The organism is Streptomyces sp. NPDC031049 (assembly GCF_055571015.1).
This window is the reverse complement of the sequence record NZ_JBVIGC010000024.1, coordinates 58582-67041: the sequence shown is the minus strand read 5'-3', so window position 1 is coordinate 67041 and position 8460 is coordinate 58582. Positions and strand designations below refer to the sequence as shown.

Sequence of the window (8460 nt, the reverse complement as noted above, 5' to 3'; positions counted from 1 at the left end):
CGGGCCATCCGCGACTCAGGCGGCGCGATACCGGCCCAGCCTCGCGGCCCGGGTTGACAGCCCGCTGACCGACACCTGATGCGCCGGGGCTCGTCCGGAGCGTTCATGCAGCGCCTCAGCGCAAGCCGGACTCGAACGCGTAGATGGCCACGTGCACCCGGTTGCGCAGCCGCAGCTTCTGGAGCAGGTTCTGCACGTGCGTCTTGACGGTGTGCTCGGACAACGTCAGCGAACGCGCTATCTCGGTGTTGGACAGCCCGCGCGAGACGAGGTCGAGGATCTGGCACTCGCGGTCGGTGAGCCGGTCGGGCGGCACCGTGGAGACGGACGAGGTACCGGCACCGGTGCGGGAGGCGTGCCCGGCCGGCGCGGCTGCCGGGGCCAGCGGACCGCGGCTCAGCGAGTAGCCGGCGGCGGCCAGCGACACGGCCGCGGCGAGCTGGTCGGCGCTGGTCGTCACGGGCAGGTGCCCGCGCAGGGCGGGAGCCGGACGCGCCGGCGGTTCGGCGCCCCCGACGGTGAGGACGGCACCGTCGGGTCCGACCGCCCGCAGCAGCGCGTCGGTCTCCTCCTCGTCACGCAGCCCGTGCGCGAGCAGCACGTCGGGCTCGTGCGCCCGGACGGCGGCGAGAGCCCTGGGTCCGGGCTCGTCCTCGCCGACCACGGTGATGTCGCCGCGCCCCTCGAGCAGGGACCTGATCCCGGCCCGCGCGAGGGCGTCGGGGCCGACGAGGAACAACCGCACCCCGCGCCCGGCGGTGGCCGCACCCGGCAGCGCCCGCAGCACGGAGGTCCGCGCGAACCCGGTGGTCGGTTCCGTCATCAGACGCCCCCTCACGTACTCGTGGACGCTCACGAAGGTAACCGGGCCGCCCCCGCCCGGCGCGCCGCGTCCAGCGGGCCTCGAGGCGGGGGCGAGCGGAACGTGAGGCCGCACGACTTACGCCGATGGACACTGACGCTGGTGTCTCATGATGTCGTAGCCCCGTAGAGAGTGGGCAAGTCGACCAGGAGAATGTCATCACGCCGGTCGGCCAGCTCGGCCAGGTCCGGGTAGAAGCCGTGCAGTGAGTACAGAGCCAGCGTGGTGCCGGTGGTGTCGTAGCCCTGAGCGGCCAGCAGGGAGCGGATGTGGTCCAGACGTTGCAGGTCGCCGGTACCACGGCGGGCGGCGGTCGCCTTGGCCTCGCCGATGAGGGCGATTCTCGCGCGCGGGGACTGGGGGCGTTCGCCGGCGGCCAAGGCGATGACGTCGACCTCGTGCTTGGTACGTGCCTGCGGGTCGGCGATCTCGGTGGTGCCGACCGGGCCCGGCAACCCGCCGGGCAGTAGTGCGTGAGCGTAGCGGCGGGTGAACGTACGGGCCAGGTCCTCGAAGTGCGGGCCGAGGATCTTGGAGTTGAACGTCGGGGCGGCCTGCTGCCACACCTGCTCGGCAAAGCCCTGCTCCACCGCAGCCGCCTGCGGCAAGGTGATCAGCTGATTGAAACGGATCACCGGGTCGGCAAGCGTGATGACCGGATGCCGGGCGCGCAACAGGTCCTGCTCACGCCGGATGTACCCGGTCGACTCCAGCACTCCCAGCGGATGAGCGACAGCGTTGCGTGGACGCTCCAGCGCAGCACCGATCTTGCTCGCAGTGGTCGCGCCCTGGGCGATGGCGGTGAGGATGTCGTAGTACAGCGTGTGGTGCGTGATCCGTGGGTCCTCTCGCAGCAGATACTCGGTCTCCGTGCGCGAGTACACCGCCCGTCCCGGATCGAGTAGCGTCCGGGCAAGCCAGTCGTCGAAGCCGTCCTCCGGATGGGGACGGCCTGCTACGGGCCGATACCCGGGAGCACCGCCGAGGACCGCGTGCACCTTCAGCGCGGTCAGCGGATCGGTGATCTGCCAGAAGGCCCGGCTGTCTCGGTAGTCGAAAGGCCCCAGCCGCAGATCGACCACGGCCCGGCCCCGCAGCGGCTTCGTCCCCGACATCAACTCATGCATGACACTCATCGCGGACCCGCACAGGACCAGCCGCGGCCCCGGCCCGGCACCCGGCCGGGCACCGCGCTGACGCTCGTCGTAAAGCTGCTGGAGCAGGCCGGGAATCTCGGGCGAGTGCTGCAACAGGTACGGCAGCTCATCGATCACGAGAAGCGGATGCGGCGAACGGGCCGTCACATCAAGGGCGTTGGACAGTACGTCACGCCAGTCCGTCAGACGCAGACTCCCGGCCCGCAGACCCGCGTGAGCGGCGACCGCGTCGCTGAACCGCTGAATCGCAGGCAGCCGCCCCTCCTCCCGGACCGCCGTGACATACAGGCCACCCACCTGCTCGGACAGCGCCTGCAGAAGGTACGACTTCCCATGCCGCCGCCGCCCCGACACGATGCCCAGCCGCATCGCCGGATCCGGATCAACCAGGAACTCCGCAAGCAGACCCCACTCCCGGTCCCGGTCGACCACGTCGCCCGGCTTGGTCGGCATCTCCTTCACCATGAGGCCTCCTACACATCCACTACGACCGATTCTGTCTAAGTCTACTTCGACGAATCTCGTCGCACTCAGGCTTGCGTGCTGCCTCGGGGCCGGCGAGGTCCCAGGGGGTCCACGAGGAGACCACGATCGAGCAAACCCCCGAAATCAAGGGGCTCCCCTGCTCCCAGTGCCGCCACCGGTGCGGCGTTCCCAGGGGCGGCGGAGGCTTTCGGCGAGGGGGCGGGCAAGGCGGAACCGGAGGTTGCCCCTCCCTCCCTGCACAGGCTGAAGATCACGCCAGAACTCGAGTCACCCTTTCCCTGAGCGCGAGGCCATCAGGGACAGGAAGCCCGGGTCCAGCATCGTGCGCGCCGACGTGTCGTGGGCCGGGTCCAGACCCGCGTCGTGCCGGGCCACGCTCAGCAGGTAGCGGCCCTGCACCGGGTGCGTGGCGAAGGACCACTCGCCGCGCGAGGCGGGCGAGCCGTCGGGGGCCTGGAGCCGTCCGGTGCGCAGGGAGAAGCCGAACTCGGTGAAGCCGAGCCGCATGCCCTGCCCGAGCGCCTTGGTGTACGCCTCCTTCAACGTCCACAGGCGAAGCGTTTCAGCAGTCTGGCGTCCCTCCGGCAGCGGAGCCAGCTCGGCGGCCTCCGCCGGGGTGCACATCTGCGTCCTGAGCAGGTCGAACCGCATGCGCCGGTCGGCGGGTTCGGCGTCGATGCCGATCCGGCCGAGGCGGCTGAGGCCCACGGCGAGCAGGTCCCCGGTGTGGGTGAGGCTGACGTCGACCTGGTCGAAGCCGCGCAGATAGGGCCGGCCGCCCAGGCGGTAGGCGAGGTCCAGCGCCTCGGGCGGGACGCGCAGCGCCGCCGCAGCCGTGTACTTGATCAGCAGCCGGGAGGCGAGGAAGCGGTAGCGGACCGTGGGGTCGGGGGTGCGCCGGTAGCGCGTCCAGTCCCGGCCCAGCAGCCGGCGCAGCCGGGGCCGGGTCAGGGCCGCCGGCAGCCACTCGCCCCACGTGGTGTGGACGACGGCGTGTCCCCGCCGCGCCAGATCGTCGTGCACCCGCTGCCACGGCCCGGTGGCGCGCGGCACATGGACCGGGACGGCGACGCCCGTTCCGTCCGTGAGATCCAGGTCCATTGCCCTCTCCCTTCTGCTGTCCGGCGAGCCGTGCTGTCCGGCGGGCCGTGCTATCCGGCGAGCTGTGCGGCGTACAGGTCGAGGCTGCGGCCCTCGCGGAAGCGGGTGAGCAGCTCGCCGAGCACCGTCGCGGTGACGCCGTCGGGCAGTTCGGGGACGGGGACGCCCAGCCGGCGCCCGATCCGGCTCAGGGCGAGCACCGCCCAGGCCGGGTCGTCCAGGAAGGAGCCGGTGCCGTCCTGGCCCAGCCACACGCCGAGGCAGGCCGCCGCCGCGAGGACGAGGCCGTGGCGCTCGGCGAGCATGCAGGCGCGCGGGTCGACGAGCGCCGAGCGGCCCGCCTCGGGCAGCGCGGCGCACTGCGCGCGCAGGGCGCGGACCTCGGTGACGAACGCCTCCGCGAGATCGGCGAGCGCCGCCCAGGCGGGCCCGGCCGAGCGCAGGGCACCGACCCGCTCGGCGCTGCCCACCAGGGACGCGACCAGCACGTCGTCGCCGCCCAGGACGCTGAGCCTGCGGTAGTCGAAGGCCGGCAGGGGGGCCTCGGGCAGGAACAGCCGGCCGGGAGGCTCGTCGGTGCGCAGCCACGACTGCCGGGCGAGGGTGCGCAGTTGGGGGACGAGCACGGCGAGGCAGGCCGCCGTGCCCGCGTGCCCGAGACCGGCCACCGGCAGGTCGCGGACGAGTTTCTCGTAGCCCCCGTACCGCGGTCCCCGGTCGTAGCCGTGGGCGCCGAGCACGGTGGACAGCTCCTCCAGGTCCTCGCGCAGCAGGTCCGGCACGGTCAGTTTGGCCGCGGCGGCGATCAGATGGGCGTCGTCGGGCAGCAGGCTCAGCGCGCGCAGCCCGGTGACCGCCATGCTGTCGCAGGCCAGCAGGTCCGCGAACACCCCGGCCAGCGCGGTGTGCCAGCGGCGCGCCGGGAGGCCGCCGTCCCGGCCGGTGGTCGCCGCGCGCACCGCGAACCGCAGCACGCTGTCGACGCCGGCCACCACGGTGCCCGGGATGAGGCAGCGGTTGACCTGGTAGGTGCGCAGGGCGAGCGCCACGCCGTCGCCGGTCTCCCCGACCAGCGCGTCGGCGGGCGCCGGGCAGCCGTCGAAGGCCAGGCCCGAGAAGCGGCTGCCGCGCATCCCGGTGGTGGCCGCGCGCGGCAGCCGGCGCAGCCGGCCGGCGGGCAGTTCGCCGGCGTCGAGCAGCAGCACGGAGTGGCTGCGCGGGCCGGCGGCGGTGGCGGTGCGGGCGTACATGACGAAGGTGTCCGCCCGGTCGGCGTTGATCACCACGTCCTTGCGTCCGTCCACCACGAAGCCCCCGCCGGGGGCGGAGCGGGCGCTGAACTCGTCGCGCAGGATGGCGTTGGCGTGGGCCAGTTCGTGGTGGAGGATCGTCACCCGGCCGGCACCCCCGGCCAGCAGCCGCCCGGCGACCTGGGCCCGCTGCCGTTCGTCGCCGGCCGCCCACACGGCGGAGGCGCCGAACAGCGCGGTGATCCCGAACCCGAAGCCGAGGGCCACGTCCCGCCGGAACAGCGGGCGCAGCACCCGCGCCAGCACGTCGGGGCGGGCGAGCCGGCCGCCGAGGTCGCGGGGGACGAACTCGGCGGCCAGCCCGGCCCGGGCGAGCAGGGCCTCGGTGGCCGCCGGGGCCTCGCGGCGGTCGTCGGCGGCCAGCAGGGCGGCGTTGCCGTGCGGGTTGCGGGCGTCGTCGGGGTCGCCGAGCAGCCGCTCGTAGTAGGCGGCCCGGTCGGCGCCGCCCGGCGGCGCGTCCCCCGCCGGGGCGGGGGTGCCGCGGGCGGGCGCGGGGAGCGTGCCCGTGGTCACAGGACCGTGACCGCGTTCTCCGCGTGGCTCTTGGCGAGGTTCATGGTGGCCGTGCTGTTGCGGCCCAGCGCCTCGCGCACGTAGCGGCGCGCGGCGGCCACCGTGGCGCCCTCGCCGAGCACCCGCTCGATGTTCTCCTCGCGCAGGACGACGCTGTGCCGGGAGACGACGGTCGCGCCGGTCTCGTCCTGCTCGACGGTCCACTCGCCGGTGTGCGCCGACATCAGCAGCGGCGTCGCCGTCTGCTTGTAGACGATGCGTCCGGCGTCCGGGAAGCAGACCCGCACGGACTCGGTGGTGTGCGAGGAGCCGTCGGCGGTCAGCGTGTCCATGGACATGATCTGCACGCCCGGTTCGTCCTCGACGACGTCGAGGCGGGAGACGTGCGGCACCAGTTCGGGCCAGTCGGCGACCCGGTAGAGGAAGTCGTAGACCAGCTCGGCCGGGCCGTCGACGCGGACGGTGTCCTCGAAGGTGAGGACCAGCTCGTCCAGCTTCGCCCAGCGTTCGGCCAGCGCCTTGAGGTTGGCCAGCTCGGCCCGGCTGTTGGTGTCGGTGGCCCGCTCCACCCAGGCGACGGCCTCGGCGTCGTCGCCGGCGACGGTGAAGTCGTGCAGCAGGGTCAGCTTGGACCGGTCGGCGCCGAGCGGCTCGATGATCCAGGTGCCGCCCATGGACTGCACGGGCTGGGCGGGAAGCTCCTGGCGGAACTCCACGCGGCGGGCCACGGGGTCCAGGGACCGGCGGGAGGTCCAGGACTTGATCTCGCCGTTGGCGGTGGCCCACATGCGCAGCCGCTCGCGGGCGCCGTCGAACTCCAGCTGCTCGACGTGCACGTTGGGCGGGAAGTACAGCGGCCACTGGACGGCATCGGAGATCAGGCCGTAGACCACGCCCGCGGGCGCGGCCACGGTCACGTCGTGCGTCGTGCGGTGCACTCGCTCAGCGGACATCTCTACATCCTCGTTTCCGATGTCGGTGGTTTCCGGTGGGTCGTGGCGAGGGGAACGCCGACCGATGCTCCGACCGTGTCGCGCTCCGCTCGACGTGTGGACGAGTCCCGCTCGAGGACCGCCGCAGGACCGGTCGCCGTGCGCATGTGCAGGGCGCGCAGCGCCTGGTCGAGGGCGGCCGGGCTCAGCAGGTCGCCGCGCGCGGCGAGATAGCCGTCGGGCCGGATCAGCGCCCAGCCGCCCGCGCCGAGCCGGAGGGCGGAGCGCAGGGCGCCGCCGGGGTCGTCGAGGGGGGCGGGGCCGGGGCCGGGGCCGACGGTGCGCACCGACAGCCAGGCGCCGTGCCGGGCGGCGGCGTCGGCGGCGGTGCGCACGCAGCCGGCGTCGGGGCCGTGGCCGCCGGGGACGAACAGCAGGGTGCAGCGCACGTCGCGCAGTTCGGCGGCGAGCGCGGGCGCGGCGGCGGCCGCCATGGCGGCGCGTTCGCCGGGGGCGGGAACGCCCGGCCGGCGGGGCACCATGACGGGGGCGTCGACGGGCGCGGCCATCGGTACCGGCTCGGGGCCGCCGCCGGTGGTCAGGGAGCTGCGCGCGTAGTGCAGCCGGAGCCCGGAGATGCCGCCGAGGACCTTGCGCTGGATGGCGCGGCGCAGCGGCGGCACGTTGCGTACGACGCCGAAGACGACGGGCAGCGCGACGGCGGCCAGCGCGTTCTTCAGCTGCACCAGGAACGTCGCGGTCCGGGTGGAGCCCAGCAGGGCCCGGCCGACGGGGACGCGTTCCTCGCCGTAGGTGTCGAGGAGGGCGGGCGCGGCGTGGCCGCGGTGCACCAGGGCGAGTTTCCAGGCGAGGTTGTACGCCTCCTGGATGCCGGTGTTCATGCCCTGCCCGGAGGCGGGGCTGTGCACGTGGGCGGCGTCGCCGGCGACGAACACCCGGCCCTCGCGCATCCGGGGCACCATGCGCTGCTGGAAGGTGAACACCGACGTCCACTCGGGTTCGCCGACCCGGACCGGACGGCCGAGGCCGGCCGACAGCCGGGCGGAGAGCCGCTCGCGGGCGCCGTCCGCGCCGTCGGCTCCCGGCGCGGTGTCCAGCAGCCGCCAGTGGCCCTTACGGGCGTAGGGCACCATCATCAGGGCCTGGCCGCCGGTGTGGACCCAGTAGATGCTGTCCTGCGGCAGGTCGGTGTCGACCGGGGCGTCGGCGAGCATCCAGGTGTCGCGGCTGTCGCCCAGGAGGGGCAGGCCGAGCCGTTTGCGGACGGTGCTGTGGCCGCCGTCGCAGCCGACCAGCCAGGCGGCGGCGAACTCCTCCTCGCGGCCGTCGCCGTGGCGGAGGGTGGCCTGTACGCCGGTCGCGTCCTGCTCGAAGCCGGTCAGGGCCACGCCCCATTCGACGTCCACGCCGAGCCGGGCGACGGCCGCGCGCAGCACGGCCTCGGTGCGGGTCTGCTCGACGACGAGGGTGTACGGGTAGCGGGTGGGCATCGTGGCGTAGTCCGCCTCGAGGCGGACCAGCCGGCTTCCGCCGGCGTACATGGTGAAGGCCCGGTTCTCGCGGCCCTCGCGCAGCAGCGGGCCGGCCGTGCCCATCTGGTCGAGGGTCTCCAGGGTGCGCGGGTGGACGGCGACCGCGCGGCTGGTGCGGGCGGGTGCGGCGGCGGCGTCGACCAGGCGGACGCGCAGGCCGCGGCGGGCCAGTTCGTGGGCGGCGGTCAGGCCGACGGGTCCGGCGCCGACGACGAGGACGTCGGCGGGCGGCTCAGCGGACACCGGAGGCCTCCGGGACGCGGGCGTCCTCCTCCTCGTACAGCGCGGGCTCGGCGGTGACGAGCGGCTTGAGGTCGGCGACCAGGCGCTGGAAGCCCTCGCTGGTGACGGCGGCCCGGTGCGCGGCGGCGCTCTCCCACTCGGCGATCTCCAGGTGGACGGCCGCGTCGCCGGCGTGGCGCAGGCTGCGGTGGCTGACGTAGCCGGGCTGGGCCGCCATGTACGCGGTGAGGCGGGCGCGTACGGCGAGGAACGCGTCCCGGTCGCCGTGCACGGTCAGCTTGTTGACGAAGGTCACCATGGTTG

At 74.1% G+C, this 8460-nt stretch carries 7 protein-coding genes; all 7 read right to left on the bottom strand.

Annotation, left to right across the window (positions count from 1 at the left end):
* Positions 1–115: 115 nt before the first annotated feature.
* Positions 116–823, bottom strand: a complete 708-nt coding sequence (locus ACZ45Q_RS30925; RefSeq protein WP_468267407.1) for a response regulator transcription factor — start codon at positions 821–823, stop codon at positions 116–118.
* A gap of 146 nt (positions 824–969) precedes the next feature.
* A complete protein-coding gene (locus ACZ45Q_RS30920) occupies positions 970–2484 on the bottom strand; it encodes an AAA family ATPase (protein WP_468267405.1) in 1515 nt (504 codons plus the stop codon).
* A gap of 288 nt (positions 2485–2772) precedes the next feature.
* Positions 2773–3606 (bottom strand): 4'-phosphopantetheinyl transferase family protein, encoded by an 834-nt coding sequence (locus ACZ45Q_RS30915; protein ID WP_468267403.1) that lies wholly within the window; start codon positions 3604–3606, stop codon positions 2773–2775.
* 50 nt (positions 3607–3656) lie between these two features.
* Complete coding sequence (locus ACZ45Q_RS30910) at positions 3657–5429, bottom strand: acyl-CoA dehydrogenase (protein ID WP_468267401.1); 1773 nt, start codon at positions 5427–5429, stop codon at positions 3657–3659.
* Positions 5426–6382 carry an aromatase/cyclase gene (locus ACZ45Q_RS30905; RefSeq protein ID WP_468267399.1) on the bottom strand — a complete coding sequence of 319 codons (957 nt, stop codon included), beginning with the start codon at positions 6380–6382 and terminating at the stop codon, positions 5426–5428. Before ACZ45Q_RS30905 ends, ACZ45Q_RS30910 begins: the two co-directional genes overlap by 4 nt.
* A 2-nt stretch (positions 6383–6384) precedes the next feature.
* Complete coding sequence (locus ACZ45Q_RS30900) at positions 6385–8157, bottom strand: FAD-dependent oxidoreductase (RefSeq protein WP_468267397.1); 1773 nt, start codon at positions 8155–8157, stop codon at positions 6385–6387.
* A complete protein-coding gene (locus tag ACZ45Q_RS30895) occupies positions 8147–8455 on the bottom strand; it encodes an antibiotic biosynthesis monooxygenase family protein (RefSeq protein ID WP_468267395.1) in 309 nt (102 codons plus the stop codon). Before ACZ45Q_RS30895 ends, ACZ45Q_RS30900 begins: the two co-directional genes overlap by 11 nt.
* Positions 8456–8460: the final 5 nt, after the last annotated feature.